Below are 25461 nucleotides of genomic sequence, written 5' to 3'. Positions count from 1 at the left end.
AATGGAACCACTTGATAATAATCGTGATTTACCTTTGCTTCGTGCCTCACAAACAACCAAGTACTACGGTGCACGCATTGGCTGTAAAGATGTTAGTTTTGAGGTTTACCCTGGTGAGGTTCTGGCCATTGTCGGTGAGAGTGGCTCGGGAAAATCCACTTTGTTGAACTGCTTATCCACGCGCCTTGCACCCACGACAGGCACTGTGGAATATCGCGGCCGCGATGGCGTTATGCGTAATCTCTATGAAATGAGCGAGGCCGAAAGACGCACACTTATGCGCACAGACTGGGGGTACGTACACCAACACCCGTCAGACGGTTTGCGCATGTCCGTTTCGGCTGGTGCCAATGTGGGCGAGCGCCTTATGGCCGTTGGCAACCGCCATTATGCCAACATTCGTTCCACCGCAACTGATTGGCTAGAAAGGGTAGAAATCGATTGCGATCGTATTGACGACCAGCCTCGCGCCTTCTCTGGCGGTATGCGCCAGCGCTTACAGATTGCGCGTAACCTCGTCACAGCACCCCGCCTTGTTTTCATGGACGAACCTACAGGTGGTCTTGATGTTTCGGTACAAGCCCGCCTGCTGGACTTACTACGCTCGCTCGTGGCTGATTTGGGCCTTGCCGTGATTATTGTCACCCATGACCTTGCTGTCGCAAGGCTTCTCTCCCATCGCACCCTTGTCATGCGGCACGGCAATGTCATTGAACATGGACTAACCGACCAAGTCCTTGATGATCCTCAGCAAAGTTACACCCAGTTGTTGGTTTCCTCCATTTTGCAGCCATAAGTTAAGGACTTACCTCACATGCAAACCAAAATCTGTGTTGCCGACTTAGGCAAGTCTTTCACAATGCATTTACGCGGTGCAATGGAAATTCCAGTCATAGAAAATGTTAGCTTTTCAGTCGCTGCAGGCGAATGCGCCATATTGGGGGGCCCCTCTGGCTCCGGCAAAAGCTCTATCATTAAGATGCTCTATGGAAACTACAGGTGTCATCAAGGCCAGATCCTCATTACAGATGAAGATAAAATAATCAACATAGCCACAGCCTCCCCAAGAGAAATAATAAAACTACGTGAAAAAACAATTGGTTATGTATCGCAATTCTTACGTGCTATCCCTCGTGTTCCTGCCATAAACCTTGTGGCCGAACCGCTCATCGCACAGGGTGCGAATGAAAAACAGGCGCTTGAAAAAGCAAGTGAGTTGCTTTCCCGCCTCAACCTGCCAGATCATCTTTGGCAATTGCCGCCAGCAACGTTCTCGGGCGGCGAGCAGCAACGCGTTAACATTGCCAGAGGCTTTATCGCCCATTTCCCAATTTTGTTACTGGATGAGCCAACGGCATCGCTAGATGCCAAAAACAGCCAAGTGCTGATTGATCTTGTCAACGAAAAGAAGAAGCAAGGCGTTGCAATGCTTGGCATATTACATGATCTGGAAACACGAGAGCGCATTGCCGACCGCACTATTGATGTGACCCAGTTTCAAACGCGAACCAATGCATAGGTAACAAAATGCAATCTCATTCGCTCCCCCGTCTGCCCAAAATTGCTGAGACTGTTATTGATGAGAGTGTCAGCCAGCGCGAAGTAACAGTTGGTCGTTTTTGCGAGCTGCTTGGCCCCAGTACAATTGAATACAGTGAAATTGGCGATTATTCATACTTTGGGCCGGGCTGTATGATTCACGATACAACTATCGGAAAATTCACGGCAATTGCAGCAAATGTGCGGGTTTGTCCTCCAAACCATCCCATGGAGCGTGCCAGCCAACACCGTTTTACCTACACCCCCGAGTATTATTTAGCCAACAAACAACGCGATAGCGATTTCTTTGCCAAGAGACGTGCAAACCGCGTCTCCATTGGCAATGATGTCTGGATCGGCCATGCCGTAACAGTACTTCCTGGGGTAACGATTGGTGACGGTGCGGTCATTGCAGCAGGTGCAGTGGTGACAAAGGATGTCGAGCCATACACCATAGTCGCCGGCGTTCCAGCAAAGCCTGTACGCCTACGATTTCCAAAATCTCTTATACCCCGTTTGCAAGAACTGCAATGGTGGAATTGGCCAAAAGCTACATTATTTGAAGCACTTGACCTCTTTCAAAAACCATTATGTGAACAACTCCTAAGGCAACTTGAGCAACTTAAAATCTGTCATCGCAATGACACGCATAGCAAATAAAGACAGCGCAGAGGTACTTTGATGCGTTATGCAATTTATTACTCCCCAGAACATAAAAGCCCCCTAGAGCAGTGCGGCAGCGCTTGGCTGTCCCGAGATGCTTTTACAGGGCAAACTCTTCCGCCAATCCATATCGGGCCAATAACTCACGAACGCTTTTTGCAGCTCACAACCGAGCCAAGGCGCTACGGATTCCACGGCACTTTAAAGCCACCGTTTGCGCTGCAACCAAGCTTCAACCTCTCCGATTTGAGTACGGCACTTGCAGATTTTGCACGTAAAACTGCACCGTTTCTCATAGATGGACTGGCAGTAACAACAATCGGTCGTTTTTTGGCTCTCACCCCCGCAACTCCAAGCGCGCAACTTTCAGAGCTTGCGGCCAATTGTGTTCGCGAGTTTGACCACATGCGGGCCATTCAAAGCCAGGCAGACATTGAACGTCGGCGACAAGCGGGCCTGAGCCCGGCGCAAGACCGCTATTTGCTTGACTGGGGCTACCCTTACATTTTCGAATTCTTTCGTTTTCACATGACGTTAAGCAATAAACTCGAAGACGGAAACGAGGCTAAAGCGCTCCATCAAGCTGCAACTCAGCATTTTTCAGCGCACATTAACCAGCCTCACAAAATCGAAACACTCGTGCTCGCTTGTGAAGAAGAGCGCGGCAAACCCTTTAAAATCATTTCGACATTCGCCCTAGAGGGACAAACAAAATGACCGACCTTCTCCCTGCCGAAAATATAATACCTGCCAGCGGTTCTCATTCAGCTGCCCAAGAAATCACATTTACCAATGCGCGTCTGGTTTTACCTTCGACCATAGTAGACGGTACCTTACATGCCGTGGAAGGAAAAATTGCAAGTATTGATAGTGGAAACAGCTATACAGGCTTAGATTGTGAGGGCGATTATCTCATTCCCGGACTTGTAGAGCTTCACACGGACCACCTCGAGAACCATTACAACCCGCGCCCAAGTGTATTCTGGAACGCTGTTTCTGCTGTACAAGCACACGACGGGCAAATAGCTTGTGCAGGAATTACCACGGTATTTGACGCCCTGCGTGTTGGCATGGACGACGATACTGACTTAACCGCCGGTCATATGATTACCATGGCAAAGGCCATCGAAACCGCACAGGAAGAAGACCGCTTACGCGCAGAGCATTTCATTCATCTGCGCTGCGAGGTTTCGGCCCATAACTGTATAGAAAGCTTCAATATGTTTGAAGGTGATTCACGAGTTCGCCTCGCTTCACTCATGGATCATACCCCCGGCCAACGCCAGTTTACCAGTTATGATGCTTTAGCCACTTACTATAAAACAAAACGCGGCTTTAACGATGAACAGCTGGCTGAATTCATCGAAACATACACCAAGCGCGCCGAAAAATATTCTGCTCCCAACCGCTCTTACATTTCAAAAAAAGCAGCGGAAGCAGGTATTTTGCTTGCCAGCCACGACGATGCCACCCAAGCACATGTTGAAGAAGCAATTTCACAAAATGTAGCAGTTGCCGAATTCCCCACCACCATGGAGGCGGCAAAAGCTTCACACAATGCAGGCATGGCCGTGCTGATGGGCGGGCCGAATGTTGTGCGCGGCTACTCTCATTCCGGTAATATTGCTGCCAAAGAACTGGCTGAAGCTGGTTATCTGGATGTCATTTCATCCGATTATATTCCCGTTTCCATGTTGCATGCCGCCTTTGCTCTTGATCGTGTTATCGATCAGATATCACTGCCACAAGCGATTAGAATGATTAGCAAAACACCCGCAGAAGCCGTAGGCTTAACAGATCGCGGTGCACTGGAAGTCGGACGTAATGCAGACCTTGTGCAAGTAAAGTTGGTTGGTGAAGTACCAATAGTACGTGGAGTTTGGCGCAACGGACGCCGCGTTGCTTAATAACGATATCTCCAATTACAGACCCAGCCAGCTTTAAGGCAACCACAAGAATGAACATTACTCTTCAAAAAGAATGCTCTCCTGTTGGGCCCGGTAAACTCGTTATCGTTGTCGGGCCCAGTGGCGCAGGTAAAGACACGCTGCTTGATGGGTTAAAAGCTAATTTGAGCCATGAATTAAACGTCATGTTTGCCCGCCGCCTTATTACCCGCAAAGCAGATATGACCAGTGAAGATCATGCTTCATTGACCATAGATGAAATGAATGCACTTATTGCTAATAATGGCGTTGCCCTGAGCTGGCCGGCACATGGTTTAACCTATGCGCTTCCTTTGGCAGTAGACCAGCATATAAGACAGGGCGGCACCGTCATTGCTAATGGATCTCGTGCAATTTTATTGCAAGCACAAGAGAAATATCAAACGGTCGTTGTTGTTCACGTAACCGCACCGTTGGAAGTATTAGCTAAGCGGCTCTCGCAGCGTGGCCGCGAAAGCCACGAGCAAATACTCGATAGGCTGAAACGGGCAAATTTGTCTTTACCCGACTGCAAAAACCTAATCACTATTAATAATTGTAGCACACCTACAGAAAGTATCCGCCAGCTCTACACCCAACTAATAAATTATATCGGATAATCAATCCGATAAGAAACCCGGATCCAGCCCAAACCCTTCTTCAATTGCGCGTAATGTGGCCTCATCATCGGCATCGCCATTGGCCACATCAACCACATTAATATCGCTCGCGGTTTTTGCTGGTTGCACTTTTGGCTCTTGAGGCAGCTCGCTGTTAGCAACACTGGTGTTCCTCTTGTTCCCCGCTGGCTTCGAAAGAGGAACCACTGGCCCCACCCGTGAAATCATTTCATCATCAACATCTCCGCCCGCCAGGCTCTTTTGTGGCGTGGCCTGAGGCTCCGCATCTTTTTTAGGTGCATCAAGTGCCGTGATAGGCGCACTATTTGCTTTATCTGTGCGAGTACCATCTTCACGCGCTACCTCTTGGCTTGTCGTTTGTTGCGTCTCGCGCCTTAAAGCTGCTTTTGCTTCCAGTTGGGCTGCCAGTTTACGCGCAGAGCTGCCAGCAAGAACACCACCACGCGATCGGTCCGTATACTCTTGCTGCTGCTTACTTTTTTCACTTAGCTTGGCAAATTGAGGTCTGGTTAAACTACCCGAAACAATAATACCCGCGGCTGCGACTTCCCTTCCGGCTGAGTGACCGCCACTTCCAAGTTGAACCTGCTCCTGATCATATCGGCTGGGATTAAAAACAAACTCGATATCCCCGTTCTTCAATGATATTTTTCCACCCCCTTCAATAAAGGAGAGCGGCGTTTGCATCGTCAACCCTTCAACACGAACCAATCCATCAGCTAACGCCACATCCAAGCCCCATGTTTTGAAGTCGGTGCCAACTTCAGAATAACGCGGCCAACCCGTTATATTCTGGCTTGCTATTGTATCAATCAAACCATCCAAATGTACCGTCGAAAGGTGCCCTTCCCCAATCTGTAGGCTGGCATTTCCCGATAGGCTTTCTTTTAGTGCTGTCCAGTTATCGCCTTTGGCCTCGAGTACGCCAGTTGCAAAAAGTCGGCCTTTCATTTGTGGTGTATATTCAAGAGCCTTTGTTATTGGAGCAACATCAAGGCCATTTAAAACAAACTCGCTTTTGTAACTTGGGGTAACACTCGCCATGTTAGCTGTAAAAGTACCCTCGCCAGTCCCCCCGTATAAACTGGCGTGGGAAACGTTTAGGTTAAGCTTACCTGCTTCATTCTCTGCCCGCACAAAGGCTTGGTCCGCATGCCAAAACCCCATTGAAGGTCGCAGGAGCTCCAAATCCAAGTCAAAATCGAAATCTCTTAGTCCGCCGAGCCTTATCGACTTTTGCGCATAATCCCCCATAAGCGGCAACGCCAAGTCATCAAAGTGCATATCGGCGATCCAAAAATCACCCGATAATTTTGGCGTGCTCCCAAAAGCAAATAAACCACTCCCCTTAATATGGGTGTTGGCTATTTGGGCATCTAGATCACGTATTTTAAGTTGTTGGCCTTCCTCAACCAACACACCTGACGCTTTTATATTTTTAGCCTTCAAGCCTGCAGATACGGGAACTCGATATATACTCCCAAAGCGGCGTATATCGGCGCTTTCAAAAACCACATGCCCAGCGAAGGAAGGGGCTAATATTCCGCCATCATCCACGCTAGAAAACAAACCTGAAGGCCCTGTTAAAGCCAAAAGACCCGCTTCTCCGCGCACCTCCAAGTCCAATATATCTTCTGGGCTTAGTTCTCCTTTCAGCGAAACCGGCTCGCCATGCCACCGGCCCTGCCCGTCAAACCTCATGGGAGCATGAGTATCGGAGAAGCTTATAGCAACATCTATATCTTCAAGAGTTTCAGCAGCTTGATGAGTACGACCATCTTCCTTGAGCCCTTCCGTTTTCCATGGCAACGGAATATCGGCAATACGTCCGTGTGAGAGCTTGGCACTACCATCAACACGCAAATTCTTGATAAGCTGTACCGGACCCAGCCCAATACTCAATGCCGACACGTCCAAATCAACAAAACCAGAAGCAGGTTGCGCATACCCCATGTATTGCATAAGGCTGCCAAACGGTATTGAGCGCCCGCTCACCTTGGTTGAAAGCTCAACACCATCTTCCAAGTAATCCAGCGTAATTTCGCTCGACATATGCGCTTGTCCAGCTGTAATCCCCAGCCCTTGCGTTCCTATGGAATCTTTCGAAAAACGTAGCTGACCGCTTAATGAAACAGGTAAAGACTTTGCCGCGCTATGGTGCCCGAACAAAGCTGCAAAGCCAGCTGAATCAGGAATGTTCGCCTCAACACTTAACGAACCGATAGGCCGGTCAGATACGGTAAGTTGCCCCGCAAGATTAATGGAGCCTCCATGCGGGCCACTCAAAGCCACTTCAACAGCACTAGATGCCCCATTTAACAGCGCTATGCCAGAGCCCAAACGGCCAGAAACACGCAGCATTTTTCCTTTGCGCGGCATTTCACCTTTAAACGTTAAAGCCGCATCCCCTCCCTCACGGGCAACATCCATTTTTAAATGATCAATGCGTAAATCGAATAAGGACTGTTTATTGCTATAGGCAACCAGTGCATCAATCAGTGAGAGACGTCGCAGCCCTAATTGATCGAAGAGAACACCCAGCTGTAACGGTTTCTCGCTATCACCGCTTTTTGGGGCAGCTATTGACCAGTTTGCGTTACCGTCTGCCCCCACCTCCAAGAAGAATCGAGGTTCAACCAACTCGGCATCAAGGACTTTCACATCACCTTGCAGCAAAGAAAGCCAACTGAGCTGAAAGTCGGCACGGCCAATTTGCAAAAACTCCAACTTGTTTGGGCTACCTTCACGAGAAACACCAATATTCTCGACAGAAACAACCGGAGTAGGAAACAAACTCACTGTACTTCGGCCATCCAGGCGAAGTTGATAGCCACTAGAGGCATAAAGAGAATTTGCCAGCTTTTCTTTGACCGTAGAAATAGAAATAAGTGAGGGCAATAAAGTAAAAGCAGCTAAGGCCAAACAAGCCCCGATACCAATAGTAATAAGCGCAAGTCTATAGCGCTTCTTGCCAGAACGCGGTTTCGAATTGTCCAGCTCTTCGTTCATCTATAAAATCCCACGCGTATGGTCACTGCCTGACGAGCAAAAATACAAACCCGTTTAACGATTAGAAAACGGTAAAATTAAGATAAAGCCTATAAGCTTTTTATAATATTATCCAAGTGCACGCGCCCAATGTCTTTCGTAAGGGTAGCAAAAGCGCAACGAGCAAACAGCATCAGGCTTTCACAGTCTCGTAATCTTTGGTATCCGATTGCCCAAAAGCATCAGCCGCGACACACTAGCCATAAAAAGGCTTTAGTCACATATAATAGACATTATCATAAAACAAATCGCTCCATCTGATCCAAAGGACCAAAAAATGCTTGATATTCTTAAAACGTTTCTGGGCGAAATAACAAAACAAAATAATAGCCAACACCCATTTGATGATGACGATGTACGTTTAGCAGCAGCAGCATTGATGTTCCACATTATTGCTGTGGACGGTCAGGTGGATGCAAACGAACGCGACAAATTACACGAGCTACTGTGTGCAACCTATAATTTATCAAATAGCGAGGCGAGCGAACTCATGGCGCTTGCGCAAGTGAGGGATGAAGAAGCCGTTGACTTATATAGCTTTACATCTGTCCTTAAAAGAAAATTGGAAATTGACGATCGCATTCATTTGGTTAAACTATTATGGGAAGTTGGATATGTTGATGGACGACTTCACGAATTTGAAGACAATGCAATATGGCGTATCGCAGAATTACTTGGTGTTTCTTCAAGAGACCGACTTGAAATGAAGCATAAAGTTGCAAATACATATAAAGATAAGCCCAAACACAATAACTAATATACCGGAATTTAAATGACAGCGACCCACACAATACCCAAAATTCTCATCGTATTACATCAAGAAAACTCTTCATCAGGACGTGTGGGACAAGAACTTCGCCGACGTGGCTTTCAGTTAGACATTCGCAAGCCCCGGTTTGGCGACTGTTTGCCAACCACTCTTGAGCATCATGCCGGCGCTGTGGTTTTTGGTGGTCCAATGAGTGCCAATGACCACGATGCTTTTATTACAAAGGAAACAGACTGGCTTGCAGTCCCGTTAAAGGAGAATAAGCCCCTATTGGGTATTTGCCTTGGTGCTCAAATGCTTGCCCGTCATTTGGGGGCAAAAGTTGCGCCGCGGCCAGATGGTGAGGTTGAAATCGGTTATTATCCCATAACACCGACAGCCGAGGGCAAGCAGCTCATGAAATGGCCCGAGAAAGTATACCAATGGCACAATGAAGGTTTCACGATACCTAGTGGAGCAACACGTTTGGCAGGCAGCGAGCGCTTTCCCAACCAAGCAATGCAGGTAAATGACAACACTTTTGGCATCCAATTCCATCCCGAGCTCACTCACGCCATGATGAACAGATGGACCACCAAAGGATCAGCGCGGCTTAAAGACCCCGGAGCACAAACGCGCCGCGATCATTTTGCCGGTCGTTTTGTTTTTGATCCAGCGTTATTCAAATGGCTGCAAGACTTTATGGATTTATGGATCGGGCACGCAAATGGCACCAATCAAGTGGTTCAGCACCCCCACCTACAACCAATCACTAGCTAAAAACTATCATTATCAGTGAGTATGAGAACGCATCTAACTCACTGATAATTAATGTTTAAATACTATGCCACTTCAGTAGACAATAAGCCAAGTTGCTGGTCTATCTCAAGCATCACCTCACTTGGAAGTGGGCCAAAAGTCAACGCCTTTGCATTTTCAATAACCTGCGATGGCTTACTTGCGCCTGGTATCGGAACATTTCTTGGGTTTCGCGCCAAAAGCCAACATAAAGCGCCTTGTGCCAAGGTACGCCCGCCAACTTGCAGTAAATCTCGAATTGCTGAAAGCTGCTTATTGGTTTGTGGTTCAATCATGCCATCTTTGAAATAGCGCACCCAATCCGCACCGCTGGTACGTATCCCAGGCTCCCCAATAAGCTGCCCCTGACGGAACCGGCCAGTTAATACCCCCATAGCAAGCGGCAAACGGCAAAAAGCTGCAAGTTCGTTTGCTTCGCACAACTCCAGCATATCCGGCCGATCACACAAAACATTTTGGTCAAACTCTAAAGCAGTAAAATGATTTAAAACACTTGCAGCCTTGGCACGATCTAAATAATCGGTAGACCAGCCAATCGAGCGTACACGCCCCTTAGCTACCATACTCTGCATGGCTTCAAGTATGGGCAAAGCTGTTTCGATATCCAAATCATTCACATGCAATAGCAGTAAATCAATATGATCACGCTGTAACCGCCTTAAGCTGGCCTCAACAGCGACCTGCACATAACCCGGGTCTTTAGCAAAACCTGTCATTTGCCGGCTTTCTTCATTATAAAGATAGCCCAGCTTTGTTACGATAAAAACATCCTGACGCCCTTTAAATGCTTTGCCTAACAAGGTTTCAGAACGACCTGCGCCATATACATCTGCACTATCGAACACCCGAATGCCAGCCGAACGTGCTGCATCCAACGTTGCCAGCACTACACTTTCTTCAATGTCTTCCGCTCCATAGTTACAGACCATATCTCCTGCCATTTGCTTGCCGCCAATAGCCCAACAGCCCATTCCCATACGAGGTAAATCAACGCCTGCAATACGCATTGTAAAGCTCCCTATGTGTTTTCGCTTTAACCAATGCTATGCTGCTTTAACTTGTGACAAAATCTTCGAAATTGCAGCCCACTTTTCAAAAATGAAACACCTTTGGTCAGACCTGAAACTTTTCATTATTGTTGCCCGCACCAAAAGCCTAAGCGAGGCCAGCCGCCAATGCGGACAAAGCCCAGCCACATTGGGGCGACGCATGCTCGCGCTGGAAAAAGCAACCAATCATCAACTTTTTCACCGGCATGCACGTGGCTATGAGCTTACACGCGATGGCACTGAGCTGTTGGAGATGGCCGAACGCGCAGAAGCGGAAATGAGTGAAATCGAGAAATGGCGCTCCAAAGATCACAGCAAACCAACCATACGCCTAACCGCTGGCAGCTGGACAACACTGTTTCTTACGCAAAATATCAATCTTATTTGGCAGGTCAAAGACCCGTTCCTGCTTTCCTTTATACAAGCAGACCATAAACTGGATTTAGGACGCCGTGAGGCAGAAATAGGTATAAGGAACGCACCACCCAGCAGCACTTCAATGGCTGGGCAAAAACTAGGGCCTGTGGCATTTGCAAGTTATGCCAGTCCGCAGCTCGTTGAACGGTATGGAGTGGATGCACTCCCTTGGATCGCACCAGCCAACCCCACAACCCCCTCCGCGCGATGGCTTGAACAAACAGCGAAACAACCCATTGTAATGACGGCCAGTTCCATACGTAATCTTCTTGATCTGGCAAACGTGGGCATCGGACAAGTTGTATTACCGTGTTTTATCGGGGATCAGCGCTCTGGGCTCCTAAGGGTTTCAAAACCCATTGAAGAGCTCGCCCACCACCAATGGCTTGTCATGCATCACGAGGACCGATTTGAAAAACAACAAAGAGAGCTACTAAGCCGACTTAGGAAGTTGCTTAACAAAAACCGTAGGTTAATTGCAGGGGAACTTAGCACTTAAAACAAAAGGCGACTTGCATCAACAAGCCGCCTTTCCTGTTGTATTGATATACTTAATTATGCTGCTTCAAAAACAACAAGCACATCTTTTGCTTCGACAGCATCGCCAGGGGTAACATTTACTTTGGCAATCACCCCGTCACGATCTGCATGTACTGTTGTTTCCATTTTCATTGCTTCCACCGAAACCAGCACATCACCAGCTTTCACTTGCTGCCCTGCCTTCACAGCAACGGTAGAAACAACCCCAGGTACTGGAGAGCCAAACTGGTTCGGGTTACCCTCTTCCACTTTGTCGCGGCCGGCACCACCAGTCGCGCCATGAGCACGATCAAGTACGCGGATCACCCGTGGTTGACCGTTTAGCTCGAAGAAGACCCGCTTTTCGCCGTTTTCATCCGTATCACCAATGGCCAAACAAGACAGTACCATCACCTTACCCGGTTCCAGCTCCACCATGATTTCATCGCCAACTTCAAGGCCATAGAAATATACAGGCGTTGGCAATACGCTTGTTGGACCATACTTGTCCTGGGTTTTGACAAACTCGGTGTACACCTTGGGGTACATGAGATAAGCGCTAAGCTCTTTATCACCCGCTTCACGACCAAGAAGTTTCGTCACTTCTGCGCGGCGCGCCTCCATATCCTCAGCACTTAACAAGGAGCCTGGGCGAACCGTAATCGGCTCCTGCCCTTTCAGGACCTTTTCTTGCAATGCTTTTGGCCAACCTTGCGGCGGTTGCCCCAAATCACCATGCAGCATGTTGACAACCGACTCAGGGAAAGCAACTTCCTTGTTCGGATCCAGCACCTCTTCAGGGGTGATGCCTTGCGACACCATCATCACGGCCATATCGCCCACAACCTTGGAGCTTGGTGTCACCTTCACGATATCACCAAACATCATGTTGGCATCGGCATAACCTTTGGCCACTTCGTGCCAGCGCATTTCCAACCCAAGCGAGCGTGCCTGCTCTTTAAGGTTGGTAAACTGACCACCTGGCATTTCGTGTAGGTAAACTTCCGAAGCGCCAAAGCGCATTTCACTTTCAAAGGCACGATATTGCGTACGCACCGCTTCCCAGTAGAAAGAGGTTTCGCGGATCAATTCCGTATCCAGTTTCGGATCGCGGGTGGTGCCTTTCAAGGCTTCCACAACAGAGCCAAGACAAGGCTGCGAGGTCAGACCAGACAAAGCGTCCATTGCCAAGTCCACCACATCAACACCGCTTTCGACCGCAGCCAATACGGTTGAAGCCGCAATACCCGAGGTATCATGCGTATGGAAGTGCAGCGGAATACCAACCTCTTCTTTCAAGGTTTTAATCAGAACCTTAGCGGCCTGCGGCTTCAACAGCCCGGCCATATCCTTGATACCAAGAATATGAGCACCGGCGGCTTCCAGCTCTTTAGCCAGATTCACATAGTACTTAAGGTCGTACTTAGGACGGGCAGAGTTTAAAATATCGCCGGTATAACACAGCGTCGCCTCACACAGCTTGCCCTCTTCCTGCACCGCATCCAGCGAGACGCGCATGTTTTCAACCCAGTTCAAACAATCGAACACCCGGAAAACATCAATGCCGTTCGTCGCTGCTTGCTTGACAAAGTGTTTGACCACGTTGTCAGGGTAGTTGGCATAACCCACACCGTTAGAGCCGCGCAGCAACATTTGCAGCAAAATATTCGGCGCTTTTTCGCGCACCAAACGCAACCGCTCCCAAGGGTCTTCAGTCAAGAAGCGCATCGAAACGTCAAACGTTGCCCCACCCCAGCATTCAAGCGAGAATAATTGCGGAAAACCCTTGGCGTAGGTTTCAGCAACCTGCGCGATATCAAAGGTCCGCATTCTTGTTGCCAGCAATGACTGGTGGGCATCGCGCATGGTGGTATCGGTAATCAATACCTGCTGCTGCGCTTTCACCCAGTTGGCAAAACCTTTGGGTCCGAGCTGGTCTAAAAGCTGCTTGTTGCCATCGGGCACGACACCTTCCACATATGGTGCAACAGGTGCCGGCGCATCGACAGGCGGACGCGGACGACCGCGGGTTTCCGGATGACCATTCACACTCACATCGGCGATATAATCAAGCAGCTTGGTTGCGCGGTCACCACGACGGATATTCTCAAACAACTCCGGCGTGTCATCAATAAACCGTGTGGTATAATCGTTATTCAGGAATTTCGGGTGGGTGATGATCTGCTCAAGGAAAATCAGGTTGGTTGCCACACCGCGAATACGAAACTCGCGCAAAGCACGGTCCATACGCTTACATACTTCTGCAGCACTTGGCGCTTTAGCTGTAACCTTCTCCAACAAAGGATCATAGAAACGGGTAATTACCGCTCCCGCATATGCGGTACCACCATCAAGGCGGATACCAAAACCGGTTGCACCACGGTAAGCGGTGATACGGCCATAATCTGGCAGGAAGTTTTGTTCAGGATCTTCTGTGGTAATACGGCACTGCAATGCATGACCATTTAATTCGATCAATTCTTGAGCAGGTACACCCGTCGTTTTCACATCACCAATTTTTGCCCCTTCGGCGATGGCGATTTGAGCTTTAACAATATCAATACCGGTGACCTCTTCGGTCACTGTATGCTCGACCTGAATGCGCGGATTGACTTCGATAAAGTAAACCTTACCGCTATCTGCATCCATCAGGAATTCAACTGTGCCAGCGCCGCAATAGCCAACCTGGCGACCGATTTTCAGGCCATATTCGCAAAGCTCTTGTCGTTGTTTCTCATCCAGGTAAGGAGCAGGTGCCCGCTCGACAACTTTCTGATGGCGACGTTGAATGGAGCAGTCACGTTCATAAAGGTGAACAATGTTGCCATGGCTGTCGCCAAGAATCTGCACTTCAACATGGCGTGCCCGTTCAACGAGCTTTTCAAGGTAAACCTCGTCTTTACCAAACGCTGCTTTAGCCTCACGTTTGGCCTCTAACACTTCGGTTACCAGTGAAGATTCGTCACGGATAACCCGCATACCGCGGCCACCGCCGCCCCAAGAGGCTTTCAGCATGACCGGATAACCGATTTCAAGAGCAAGCCGCTTCACTTCATCCATATCATCAGGGAGCGGATTGGTCGCAGGCATAACCGGCACACCTGCTTCTATGGCAAGTTCACGTGCACTAACCTTATTGCCCAAACGACGCATGGTTGTTGAAGAGGGGCCAATAAATACTATGCCGTTTTCGGCACAAGCATCAGCAAATTCCGGGCTTTCCGACAAAAAACCGTAGCCAGGGTGGATCGCATCCACATTCTGCTCTTTTGCCACACGTAATATTTCATCAATAGAAAGATACGCCTCAATCGGGCCCATACCCTTGCCAACCTGATAGGCCTCATCGGCTTTAAAGCGGTGCAATGCGAGCTTATCTTGCTCTGCAAAAATTGCTACAGTTTCCAGCCCGAGTTCATTTGCAGCCCGGAAAACGCGAATAGCAATTTCTGAGCGGTTAGCTACAAGAATACGACGAATTGACAAGCAATTTCCTCCCTAAAGAATAAGTCGAATGCTTGCTAATTACTACCAGAGCAATCAATCATAAGGAAAGAAAAAATTTACCAGTTTAGATCCAATATTTGATAAATTATCAGAATATCTCAACACTATCAGTTTTTTAGTAACTTATAATAGTAGTCCAGCAACATACCTTAAACTTATATTTTAATAACCTACCGAGATATATTTCATCACCCCAGACCTTGCGACTGATATATTATAAGTATGCTTACTTAGATTAATTGTAGATAATCAATACTATGCGCTACTAATATAAAAACAGGCCGCTCAATATGACGACCCGTTTTTACGATTGCAACTCAGTTGTGGCAAAGGTTATTTAAGTCATAATAGTGTCACATTTTAACGAATAAGCCCTAGCCGAAAACCCTCTGCAACTGCATGGGTTCGGTTCGCAGCATGTAGTTTTCTGGCAGCAGAAGCCAAATACCAGTCTGCTGTATGTTGAGAAATAGTCAATATCTGACTGATTTCCCAACTGGTTTTTCCCGCAGCCGACCATTTCAGGCACTCAAGTTCTCTTGGTGTCAAACGATGACGGGGACGGCTACTTCCGCTGCCTGTTAGCTCCCGCACCCTATTCGTGGCGTAAATACCCACAAGGTGAAGAACACTAATATCCCGTTCGGTAAGCCGCACTTCGCCACCGCCAAACAGCAAAATTCCTTGAAAGCCTTGCAAACCCTGTATGGGTACACAAACGCCATCATTCATTCCAAAGTTACGTGCATCCTCTAAAACTTGTCGGGCTGCACCGCTCATATTGCTATCAATAGCTACACTTGACCAAAGAAATGGACGCGTAGCTGTACGTGCCCGTAGAATAACTGGATCATGTTTCACATAGTCCCTATCCAGATAGCGCTGCTGCCAATCCGGCCGCCATCCACTAATCATGATACAGCTATCAAAACTTCCGCCTGAATCTGGCATGGATGCCAGGCAAAAGCTATTAAAGCCAAAAGTTTGCGCAACATCAGAAAGGCGACGTGAAATGCCTTCAGTTGTTTCTTCAATACTAATTGTGTCAACAAATTCCAGTGCAACAGTTAATGGATTCATTTTATTCACCCCTGTTTATCTTGCCCCAACGAAGATTACCCTACGAAAAGGTTTATCAAGATAGAAGGTGTCTCAACCAACCAATTTCAATTCACGACCGGAAATACGCCAATAGGAAAATAAAATTATTCAATTAGACTTCATCACTGAAATTTACACTTACACGGATATTGACAATAAGTAATATCCAATCAAATTCTCTAATTTCTGCGCAATTCAATTTCTAAGGACTGGTTATATATGAGGGGTGAAATTTACACTGGTCTGCTTGCAATGTGCTCAAATACAAGCAATTTCCTTTTATTTTGCTCGATTGGTATGCAAGCAAGAAAAACAGTAAGTAAATACACTTAGTTTTATAATGCCCCCTAGGAATGCAATCGTCATAATTGAATAATAGATGTAAATTTCTTAACTATAACAACTCGGGGAAATCGGGGATAACTCTTCAAGGAGAACTGAATACATCGCGCACTGGCATTTTCACTTGCTGTTTTAGCCATGATACACTCGAATCGCAGTATATTTAACCCCCACTTTCAATCTCTATCTAGGTTATTTTTTATAGCAATCCGCTACGTCACAGGCTCTTTAACATGTTACATGGACGATCGTTCGACCTAGTTTCAAATCCCCTAGAACATTTCACAGTCACAAACGAGAACTTAAAAATAAGTAGGTGATTTATTGGACTGTTATTTTTGACGGATAGCGGTTTCCCCAGCGCCCTGCCACATATGCGCATCTCTTGCCATACTTTTAAGGACAGACCATTCCCAAAAGCAAATATCTAAGATCAAGCCCACCTAGTGTTGCTAAAATCTCAGCTTGCAAATTTCCACGAAGCCTTTACACAGAGCCACAGTTATCTATATAGGCGTTACAACCGCCTGCATTGCTTTAGGTAGATGCCATTTATCTTCTATGCCTGTTTACGCTAAAGCAACACCGAATATGGAGGCCCCCGCAGCTGAACGGGCGCTAGCTAGCAATTAATGAAACCAGAAATTTTACCTCGTACAATTCGCGCAAAAACGGTCACAGCCATTTTGGGACCTACAAATACAGGTAAAACCCACATGGCTATTGAGCGCATGTGCAGTTATGGCTCCGGCTTGATAGGTTTACCGCTACGTCTACTGGCACGCGAAGTCTACGATAAGTTGGTAGAGCGCAAAGGGCCTAATGTCGTTGCACTCATAACCGGCGAAGAAAAAATTATTCCACGTACGCCCCACTATTGGGTCTCGACTGTGGAGGCCATGCCTAAAGATCTTAATGTGGATTTTGTGGCCATTGATGAGGTCCAGCTGGCGGGTGACTTAGAGCGCGGCCATGTGTTTACGGATCGTATATTGAATTTAAGGGGGCATTCAGAAACCCTGCTCCTTGGCTCGCAAACCATACGCCCGCTGCTCGAAAAATTACTACCGGGTTTGAATATCGTCACGCGGCCACGCATGTCGATACTTACCTATGCCGGCTCGAAAAAGGTAACACGCCTACCAAGACGTTCGGCCGTCGTGGCATTTTCTGCCGACGAGGTCTACGCAATAGCAGAGCTCATTCGCCGTCAAAATGGCGGCGCTGCTGTTGTACTCGGCTCACTCTCCCCAAGAACGCGCAATGCGCAAGTTGAGCTGTTTCAAAATGGCGACGTTGACTGGCTGGTTGCCACCGATGCCATTGGAATGGGGCTCAATCTGGATGTGGACCATATTGCCTTTGCAGGACATCGTAAATTTGATGGTTATCAGTACCGCCAATTGACCGCAGCAGAGACAGGCCAAATTGCCGGACGCGCTGGCAGACACCTGCGCGATGGTACTTTTGGGGTCACGGCGCGAGTCTCCGGATTTGAAGATGATTTGGTTCGCCAGCTCGAATCTCACGAGTTTGAACCTTTAAAAGTGCTGCAATGGCGCAACTCAAAGTTAGATTTCAGTTCAATAAATGCACTTTTACGCTCTTTAGAGCGTCCTCCGCAAGAACAGGGCTTGACCAAAGCCCCTCCGGCGGAGGATATCGGTGTACTGGAATTTGCAAGTCGTAATAGTGAAGTCACTTCACTTGCGACAAACAAAGACCAGGTGTCCATGCTATGGGATGTATGTCAGGTGCCTGACTATCGCAAGATAGCCCCAGCCAACCATGCTGACCTCGTATTGGATATCTATTCCCATTTGGCCCACAAGGGCGCTATTCCTGACGAATGGATGCATAATCATGTATCTTTCGCAGATAGAACAGATGGGGATATCGACACACTTGCCAACCGGATAGCACATATCCGGACCTGGACATTTGTAGCCAACCGTGCCGATTGGCTTAACGACCCTGCCCACTGGCAAGGCGTTACCCGCGGCATAGAAGATCGTTTATCAGATGCCCTTCACGAACGGCTAACACAGCGGTTTGTGGATCGGCGAACCAGCGTATTGATGCGACGTCTGAGAGAGAACAAGATGCTCGAAGCGGAGATCACCGTAACCGGGGACGTACTAGTAGAGGGCCAGCACATTGGCCAACTTCACGGTTTCCGGTTTGCCCCAGATTCAGCGGCAGAAGGCCAGGATGAAAAAGCTGTGCGTACTGCTGCCCAAAAAGCTTTAGCTAGTGAGATTGAAACGCGGGCAGACCGGTTTTCTCGCTCTGCTAACGAAGATTTCATCCTCTCTTCGGATGGCACAATTAGATGGCAGGGCGATATTGTCGCCAAGTTGGTTGCCGGCGAAACAACGCTGCGCCCTGGCTTGCTATTGCTGGCCGATGAGCAGCTGACCGGCCCGGCACGCGATAAAGTGCAGCAACGCCTGGACCAGTGGGTGAAAGCGCACGTAGAAACGCTACTCAAGCCTTTATTCGAACTTGAGCAAGCCGAAAATATCGAAGGCATTGCACGCGGTGTTGCCTATCGCCTTTCAGAAAAGCTTGGCATTCTGGAGCGATTTGAAGTTGCCGACGAAATTCGCCAACTTGACCAGCAAATGCGTGGCTCCCTGCGTAAAATTGGCGTGCGTTTTGGTGCCTATCACATATTCGTACCTGCATTGCTCAAGCCTGCCCCCAGCCAGCTGCTAGCCCAGCTATGGGCCCTAAAAGAGGGTAAAGAGGGCATTAAAGGCCTTGAAGAGCTGCCACAGCTTTCCGCTTCTGGCCGCACCTCTGTTCCTAATGATAAAGAAATCGAACTGTCGCTCTACCGCGTCTGTGGTTTCCGTGTTTGCGGGCCACGTGCTGTTCGTATCGATATTCTGGAGCGTCTGGCCGATATCATTCGCCCACTAGTGGCATGGAAGCCTTTAGAAGAAGGCGTTGAGCCACCTGAAGGTGCCTTAACAGAAGGCGGCGGTTTTACTGTAACCGTTTCCATGACATCGCTACTTGGTTGTGCCGGTGAAGATTTCTCGAATATCTTGAAGTCTTTGGGATATCGCTTAGAAACACGTGAGATCGAGCGCCCTGTGCAGGTTGAAGCGGCAGTGACACAACCAACAGAACAGGCAGAAGCAGACACCGAAGCACCTGCTGAGAGTGAAGCCACTCAGGAAGCTGCTGAGGAAGGTACTCCCCCTCAAAGCGAAGGCGACGCCAAGCCGGTTGAAGCGCAAGCCGAGGAAGCTTCTTCTGAAGAGGTTCCAGCTGAAGAACAGGCAACCGAGACTGTTACTTTAGAAATCTGGCGCCCTGGTCGCAACGACCGCCGCCGGAGCACAAGCGAAAACAACCGACGCCAAAGCAAACCACGTCGTCATGACAGCGATCGCGGTGAGCGTAAGCCCCACAAAAATGCCGCCAACAAGCGTCATAGTGCGGGCAAATCTGGCGGTGGCAAGCCGCAACGATCGGCGCATTCTTCTCCAGCGAGCAAAAACAAGCCTATCGATCCAAACTCGCCATTTGCCGCTTTGCTTTCTTTAAAGCAAAACATGAAAGATGGTAAAAACTGATCGCCAGCAGAATGTGAAGAGGATAACATGCAGGCGTCTCAACGTATTGATAAATGGCTTTGGTACGCCCGCATGGCAAAAACCCGGACACTGGCGCAAAAACTCGCCGTGTCCGGACATGTTCGCCTCAATAAAGATAAGGTGAGCGCTGCAAGCCAAACGGTGAAACCAGGAGATGTTCTGGTTGTCACTAAAGGCAATCATCAAAAAATCTTGAAGGTGTTACAACCTGGAACAAGGCGCGGCCCGGCACCTGAAGCGCAAACGCTTTACGAAGACTTAACCCCGCCACCACCAGAAAAACCAGAAGCCAAAGCCGAACAAAGAGAACCAGGCGCTGGCAGACCAACTAAGCGCGATCGACGCCAATTGCTGCAGTTAAAGCGGGTCAAGCAATTTGATACCTCTTAAAGCTGCGCATTAATGCTATGATTCCATAGTTGGTAGGAACTATAAGACACAGCCCCTTGCAGCTAACAAACAAAAAAGCTATCCCTGCCTAGTTGGGCGGATTAACCAGAGACAAAGAACAAAACGTTCACATAACAAACTTGTCGCCAAGATATTAATGAGGATACGATGACATACGTCGTAACTGACAACTGTATTAAATGTAAGTACACAGACTGTGTAGAGGTCTGTCCGGTTGACTGTTTCTATGAGGGTGAGAACTTTCTGGTAATCAACCCTGATGAATGTATTGACTGCGGCGTCTGTGAACCGGAATGCCCAGCAGATGCCATTCTGCCAGATACAGAGCCAGGCTTGGAAAGCTGGATTGAACTCAATACAGAATATTCCGCTAAGTGGCCGAACATTACAGCGAAAAAAGACGCGCTTCCGGAAGCTCCGGAATTTGACGGCGTTAAAGACAAGCTGGCGAAATACTTCTCGCCAAACCCTGGCACTGGTGATTAAGCCACCAGCATATGGTGCGAAGTATCCAGTTCGCACCATAAACAAGCTGTCATTGGGCACGCAGCTGCGTCATATTTATGGTCCGACTCAAGCTTCACACCAGCAACCAGCACTAGGTTGAGATAGTCTTGGTAAATACATGCTTTGTATTTCTGACTAATTTACTAGTATATACAAGCTTTTAGCAAGCATTATACAATGTATTCATCATGGTATTTCAACCCGTTTTATCTCATAGACAAGAATGGTTTGAAATCCGTGGATAATGTGCTATAGTGCCCAATAGTCGCTTGGCACGCTGGTTGGTTCATCTCCTCAGGGAGATTTTTTTTGGCCGCAATTTCTGAAGAATTGCAATGGCGTCGCATCGCCTGATTGCCTTTTGGATTAAGCCCACGACCTAACCGACTGAATGAAATTGAACAGAACGCATCGCCGAAATGCAATGTGCTTTCGGCGTATTTTTTGCGTTTACCTTATTTGTAGTGCTTGCGTTATTAAGCACTCGGCCTAGCACACACTAGGCATCTGCGCAGGAGAAGTAAAGCGTATGGTTACACCCGCAAAGAAGACCGCGCAGCGCCAGGGGTTCAAAACCGGTGAACATATCATTTACCCGTCCCATGGCGTTGGCTTGATTGTTGCCATAGAAGAGCAAAATGTTGCCGGCTTCTCGCTCGAACTCCTAGTCATTGAATTTGAACAGGATAAGATGACGTTGCGCGTACCCGTTGCTAAAATCGCATCGGTTGGCATGCGCAAACTGTCGGAAGCTGCAACCGTTAAGAAAAGTCTTGAAACCATCAAGGGTAAACCACGCGTAAAACGCACGATGTGGAGCCGCCGCGCTCAAGAATATGAAGCAAAAATCAATTCAGGTGATCTGATTTCAATTGCCGAGGTTGTTCGCGATCTATATCGCTCCGAAACACAGCCAGAGCAATCATACTCCGAGCGCCAGCTTTATGAAGCCGCCCTTGACCGTATGGCGCGTGAAATTGCAGCCGTACAGCAGCAACCCGACACCGAAGCCGTTCGCCAGATTGAAGATATTCTTTCCAAGTCGCCTGGCCGCGGTCCTAAGCCTACCGCATCTTCTGAAGATGGTCAGGAAGCCGCTGCATAGCCAGCACATCCACATAGTGTGGAGAATATAACAGTTCAGAATTTGCAAAAGCCCGGCTCATGTCCGGGCTTTTGCTTTTTTATCATCTTCAATCTGCCTTAATCACGCCACATATATCAATCAATATTGTAATCATTCTAATCTGCGCTTTATTGATCTTTTCAAGTATTATGTCCCCATAAATTTAATTATGTAAATTCAATAGGTTATCTCCTATTTGGAAAATTACAAAGCAACACAAAGGGTTTTAAATTTTGTTTTCAGCTTTTTAAAACAACAACGGCAGCAATCTCAAGCCAATTGGAGAGTGATCGATGTCATACCCAAGCAAGCAAGCCACACTTGCTAAATATGCAAGAAAAGCCCCATATCTGACCTCAGAAGAAGAGCATGCGCTTGCCACCAGATGGGTACACAATAAAGACCTGAACGCCCTTCACAAACTAACAGAAGCGCACATACGAATGGTCATCGCCCATTCATTACGCTATAGCGGCTATGGCCTTTCCATGAGCGATCTTATTCAAGAAGGTCATTTGGGGCTCATGGAAGCCGCATCCCGCTTTGATCCCACAAGGGAGGTACGCTTTGCAACCTATGCAACTTGGTGGATTAAGGCTTCCCTGCAAGATTTCATTTTAAAAAACTGGTCCGTCGTGCGAGGCGGCACCTCTTCGGGGCAAAAAACCCTCTTCTTTTCATTGCGTAGAATCCGTGCCGAAATTGAACGCGCCAACCCGCATTTAAACAATAGCGAGTTATCGGCCCTCATTTGCAAACGCACAGGTCGTAAGCAGGAGGATATACAACGCATGACAGCCCGCCTGTCCGGTCCAGACAGTTCGCTCAATCAGCCCCTCTACGATGAAGAGCAAGGTGGAGAGCAACAAGACCGACTGGTTTGCCCGTCCCCATCTCCTGAGGCGATAACAACAAAACGGATTGACCGCGAACGGCGTAGAAACCAGCTCGAAGCTGCAATGATGACACTTAATCAACGCGAACGTCATATAATTAAAATGCGCCATCTCATGGATGACAGCCCAACCCTCGCCAAGCTAGGTAAAAACCTTGGCATTTCAAAAGAACGGGTGAGACAAATCGAATGCAAAGCACTTGATAAATTACGTGCAGCAACACGCTAGCCCTGCATGACAAGCCATGCCAACAAATAACAGGCCCTCAATCAACAATCACCTTCACAGGGTCGCCCTTGTGAAAGCGCGTAGCTTTATTTACCTGGTTTAAAATCATAAACAGCTGGAGGCGTCGCTCTGCTTCAACTCCACTCATTCCAACCGCAAGGCGGCTTGCAGTATCCCCTTCGCGAGCATAAACAACCTTCACGCGTAACGGGCGCAGTCGCGCCTGTTCTGCTGGGCTAAGTTGCTTGAAACTGTGCAATGTGCGTTCAAAGTCATCAACAAAGCGGCGATTAGGCGTCCGGCTGGCAAAGATAAACCGGTAACCCGTCGCCCCGATACGTACCACCCCAATTCTAAATGACCAGCCATCGGTAACAGCTGACCCAATCATTGCTGGCAATCCGTTTACTGTTGCCGGGCGCACACTATTATCAACCAAACCATTGATCCAGCCACTGCGCATGTAATCTTCCAGCTCTTCAAAACCGGAAAGGTCGGCCCCGTCAAAACGCATAGCAGTGCCTCGGCCATTACTGGCCAGCACAGCATCCGGTGAGTTTTCCGGAACATAGCCGCGCGGTACATAGAACGATATCCCAAGCGCTTTATGCAAAAAACTACGTCCGCGGATGAACCCTTCTAAAGGATCATCGCCATAAAGCATGCCATCAATATCTGCCAGATAGCTTGCTTTGTCACGCCGACCAATACCCGGGGCACCAATTTTACGGGCACTTAATATAGCGCGTTTAACACGCTCTGGCGTATTGGGATGCGACGAAAGGAAATCAGGTACTTGGCTTGTCTCACCCTGTAAGCTTTGAAAACGGGCAAAATCACCCATTGTTTTTAAAAAGCGAGCTGCCGCATAAGGGTCATAACCGGCAGCGCCTAAAGTGCGTACGCCGATATCATCCGCCTGCAACTCTTGCTCTTGCGAAAATCGTGCAAACTGCATCTGGGTTTCTTTTATGGCTTTTTCAATAGCTTCCGGGCTTTTACCCACATTCGACATCACACGGTTTACAAGTTCTGCCTGATCTGCTTGTTGTTTGCGTTTTATGGCATGGTTCGCGGTAACATGCGCCATCTCATGGGCAAGAACTGCGGCAAGCTCGGAAGTGTCATTTGCCAATGCCAGCAAACCGCGCGTTACATATAAGTAACCGCCGGGCAAAGCAAACGCATTCACAGCCGGACTGTTTAAAATGGTAATCCTGTACTTGAGGCCCGGATCATCAGAGACCGCAACCAAACGGCCAACAACTTTGGCAATAGCACGTTCTGTGCCCCCATCCTCGTAAATGCCGCCATATGTCGCCACAACACGCGGGTGCTCTCGTGCGCCAATATCGGCTGCAAGGCCGGGTCTGAGCGTGCCTGGCCGCGGGGAGTAACCCGCATTTTGAAGCATCTGGCAACCAGATAGCCCAAACAGCAAGGCGACAAGCCAAACAGTTATTCTCCAAAAGCGTACGCTCTTTTTAAAACAGGCTACATTCATTCTTACTGTGTATGCTCCACCCCTAGCACTTCAAGCTGACCGGGATGGAATATTTTTATTTCCGGTCCCATATTCATTTGAAGTATTCCTCGGATTTGCACCCGCTTGCCAATAAGCGCTTCAGCTGGCCATGACTTGCCAAATTTTTTCGCAATAGACCTTACCTGAATAATACCTGTAAAATCCTCTGTCCAGCGTTTACCGAAGTTCAGATAAGTGTATTTGCGCCTTTTTCCAACTGTCACGACTTTGCCTTCGGCTATTATAAATTTCCCACGTAATTCCTCTAGGTTATTTTTTTCGGTCGAAACAATATAAGTCTTACGCCAAGTCCTTGATATTTTCGCAAATCCTGCCTTTTCATAGCTTAGCAGACGATCAATACACTCTGTATCCAATTCTTGTGGCGAAACAACAGCCAAACCATTTGTTAAAAGCCACTTAGAAAAGCAAGTACCTTTTTCAAAACAAAGTGTAATGACCTTTCGCCCCCAGCGATCTGCTGGCAAACCGGCACGTAACCGCAACTCAATGCTTTCGCCAACCAGATGGCTCTTTATATCTTTGCTGTTTGCCTGTGCCTCTAAATACTCCCGATAATATTTTGCCATCAAGTTTTGCTCGGCATAATGCTCTCCCTCGACCAAATGTAAGTCTGCAAGTCTGTGATGCTGCCAGAACATGGCAGCACTTGGTTCGCTTGATCGCTCAAGCAATATATCGTGCGCGCGAACGCACCCGCCAAGTGCAATATCGCCTACAAGCATCGCCCTAAGAGAAATCATCAGAAACAGCCCACAACGCCTTAGCGTCATCTTATGTTTACAAATAGCGCAGATCAGGTTGGGGATGTTTTGGGCTCC

The 25461-nt window shown here is 48.1% G+C and carries 20 protein-coding genes; 14 read left to right on the top strand and 6 right to left on the bottom strand.

The features are described from left to right. The first annotated feature begins 1 nt into the window (after position 1). Genes phnK through phnN form a run of 6 tightly spaced genes read left to right on the top strand, consistent with a single transcriptional unit; the run spans position 2 to position 4747 of the window. Entirely contained in the window at positions 2-796 is a 795-nt protein-coding gene (gene phnK / locus AYK67_RS11795) for a phosphonate C-P lyase system protein PhnK (protein ID WP_068086858.1), read from the top strand. A gap of 18 nt (positions 797-814) precedes the next feature. Beyond that, a complete protein-coding gene (gene phnL / locus AYK67_RS11790) occupies positions 815-1519 on the top strand; it encodes a phosphonate C-P lyase system protein PhnL (protein ID WP_068086855.1) in 705 nt (234 codons plus the stop codon). 8 nt (positions 1520-1527) lie between these two features. Further along, positions 1528-2199: a DapH/DapD/GlmU-related protein gene (locus tag AYK67_RS11785; RefSeq protein WP_068086852.1), complete on the top strand. Its 672-nt coding sequence runs from the start codon at positions 1528-1530 to the stop codon at positions 2197-2199. 21 nt (positions 2200-2220) lie between these two features. Next, the gene (locus AYK67_RS11780; RefSeq protein ID WP_068086849.1) at positions 2221-2919 is read left to right on the top strand and encodes a DUF1045 domain-containing protein; all 699 of its coding nucleotides are present in this window, start codon (positions 2221-2223) and stop codon (positions 2917-2919) included. After that, complete coding sequence (locus AYK67_RS11775) at positions 2916-4109, top strand: alpha-D-ribose 1-methylphosphonate 5-triphosphate diphosphatase (RefSeq protein ID WP_082735780.1); 1194 nt, start codon at positions 2916-2918, stop codon at positions 4107-4109. Before AYK67_RS11780 ends, AYK67_RS11775 begins: the two co-directional genes overlap by 4 nt. 50 nt (positions 4110-4159) lie before the next feature. Continuing rightward, the gene (phnN, locus tag AYK67_RS11770) at positions 4160-4747 is read left to right on the top strand and encodes a phosphonate metabolism protein/1,5-bisphosphokinase (PRPP-forming) PhnN (protein WP_068086846.1); all 588 of its coding nucleotides are present in this window, start codon (positions 4160-4162) and stop codon (positions 4745-4747) included. Here phnN and AYK67_RS11765 read toward each other — a convergent pair whose 3' ends face one another. After that, a complete protein-coding gene (locus AYK67_RS11765) occupies positions 4748-7777 on the bottom strand; it encodes an AsmA family protein (RefSeq protein ID WP_068086843.1) in 3030 nt (1009 codons plus the stop codon). 316 nt (positions 7778-8093) lie between these two features. Here AYK67_RS11765 and AYK67_RS11760 point away from each other — a divergent pair, with 316 nt between their 5' ends. Continuing rightward, on the top strand, positions 8094-8573 hold the full coding sequence (locus tag AYK67_RS11760; RefSeq protein WP_068086840.1) for a tellurite resistance TerB family protein: 480 nt from the start codon (positions 8094-8096) through the stop codon (positions 8571-8573). Between the two features lie 15 nt (positions 8574-8588). Next, positions 8589-9344, top strand: a complete 756-nt coding sequence (locus AYK67_RS11755) for a glutamine amidotransferase (RefSeq protein WP_068086837.1) — start codon at positions 8589-8591, stop codon at positions 9342-9344. Positions 9345-9406: 62 nt separating this feature from the next. On the opposite strand, the gene AYK67_RS11750 is transcribed toward AYK67_RS11755, so the two are convergent. Further along, positions 9407-10390, bottom strand: a complete 984-nt coding sequence (locus AYK67_RS11750) for an aldo/keto reductase (RefSeq protein WP_068086834.1) — start codon at positions 10388-10390, stop codon at positions 9407-9409. 91 nt (positions 10391-10481) lie between these two features. On the opposite strand from AYK67_RS11750, the gene AYK67_RS11745 reads away from it, so the two are divergent. After that, entirely contained in the window at positions 10482-11348 is an 867-nt protein-coding gene (locus AYK67_RS11745) for a LysR family transcriptional regulator (RefSeq protein ID WP_162265103.1), read from the top strand. Between the two features lie 56 nt (positions 11349-11404). On the opposite strand, the gene pyc is transcribed toward AYK67_RS11745, so the two are convergent. After that, positions 11405-14854: a pyruvate carboxylase gene (gene pyc, locus AYK67_RS11740; RefSeq protein WP_068086830.1), complete on the bottom strand. Its 3450-nt coding sequence runs from the start codon at positions 14852-14854 to the stop codon at positions 11405-11407. A gap of 381 nt (positions 14855-15235) precedes the next feature. Next, positions 15236-15955: a LuxR family transcriptional regulator gene (locus tag AYK67_RS11735; protein WP_068086828.1), complete on the bottom strand. Its 720-nt coding sequence runs from the start codon at positions 15953-15955 to the stop codon at positions 15236-15238. Between the two features lie 995 nt (positions 15956-16950). On the opposite strand from AYK67_RS11735, the gene AYK67_RS11730 reads away from it, so the two are divergent. The 5 genes from AYK67_RS11730 (at position 16951) to AYK67_RS11710 (ending at position 23094) form a co-directional block, all read left to right on the top strand. Further along, positions 16951-19905: a helicase-related protein gene (locus tag AYK67_RS11730; protein WP_068086826.1), complete on the top strand. Its 2955-nt coding sequence runs from the start codon at positions 16951-16953 to the stop codon at positions 19903-19905. A 27-nt stretch (positions 19906-19932) separates the two neighbouring features. After that, entirely contained in the window at positions 19933-20316 is a 384-nt protein-coding gene (locus AYK67_RS11725; RefSeq protein ID WP_068086818.1) for an RNA-binding S4 domain-containing protein, read from the top strand. Positions 20317-20484: 168 nt separating this feature from the next. Beyond that, entirely contained in the window at positions 20485-20823 is a 339-nt protein-coding gene (fdxA, locus tag AYK67_RS11720; protein WP_068086816.1) for a ferredoxin FdxA, read from the top strand. Positions 20824-21373: 550 nt separating this feature from the next. Beyond that, on the top strand, positions 21374-21949 hold the full coding sequence (locus tag AYK67_RS11715; RefSeq protein WP_068086808.1) for a CarD family transcriptional regulator: 576 nt from the start codon (positions 21374-21376) through the stop codon (positions 21947-21949). A gap of 314 nt (positions 21950-22263) precedes the next feature. After that, positions 22264-23094 (top strand): RNA polymerase factor sigma-32, encoded by an 831-nt coding sequence (locus tag AYK67_RS11710; RefSeq protein ID WP_068086807.1) that lies wholly within the window; start codon positions 22264-22266, stop codon positions 23092-23094. A 37-nt stretch (positions 23095-23131) separates the two neighbouring features. On the opposite strand, the gene AYK67_RS11705 is transcribed toward AYK67_RS11710, so the two are convergent. Both AYK67_RS11705 and AYK67_RS11700 read right to left on the bottom strand, forming a co-directional pair. Beyond that, positions 23132-24508, bottom strand: a complete 1377-nt coding sequence (locus AYK67_RS11705) for a M48 family metalloprotease (protein ID WP_208976283.1) — start codon at positions 24506-24508, stop codon at positions 23132-23134. Positions 24509-24600: 92 nt separating this feature from the next. Continuing rightward, a complete protein-coding gene (locus tag AYK67_RS11700) occupies positions 24601-25383 on the bottom strand; it encodes a hypothetical protein (protein ID WP_156453140.1) in 783 nt (260 codons plus the stop codon). Between the last annotated feature and the right edge of the window lie 78 nt (positions 25384-25461).

This window comes from Polycladidibacter stylochi (assembly GCF_001562055.1).
In the GTDB taxonomy this organism is placed as follows: Bacteria; Pseudomonadota; Alphaproteobacteria; order Rhizobiales; family Stappiaceae; genus Pseudovibrio; species Pseudovibrio stylochi.
This window is presented reverse-complemented; position numbering and strand designations above follow the sequence as displayed.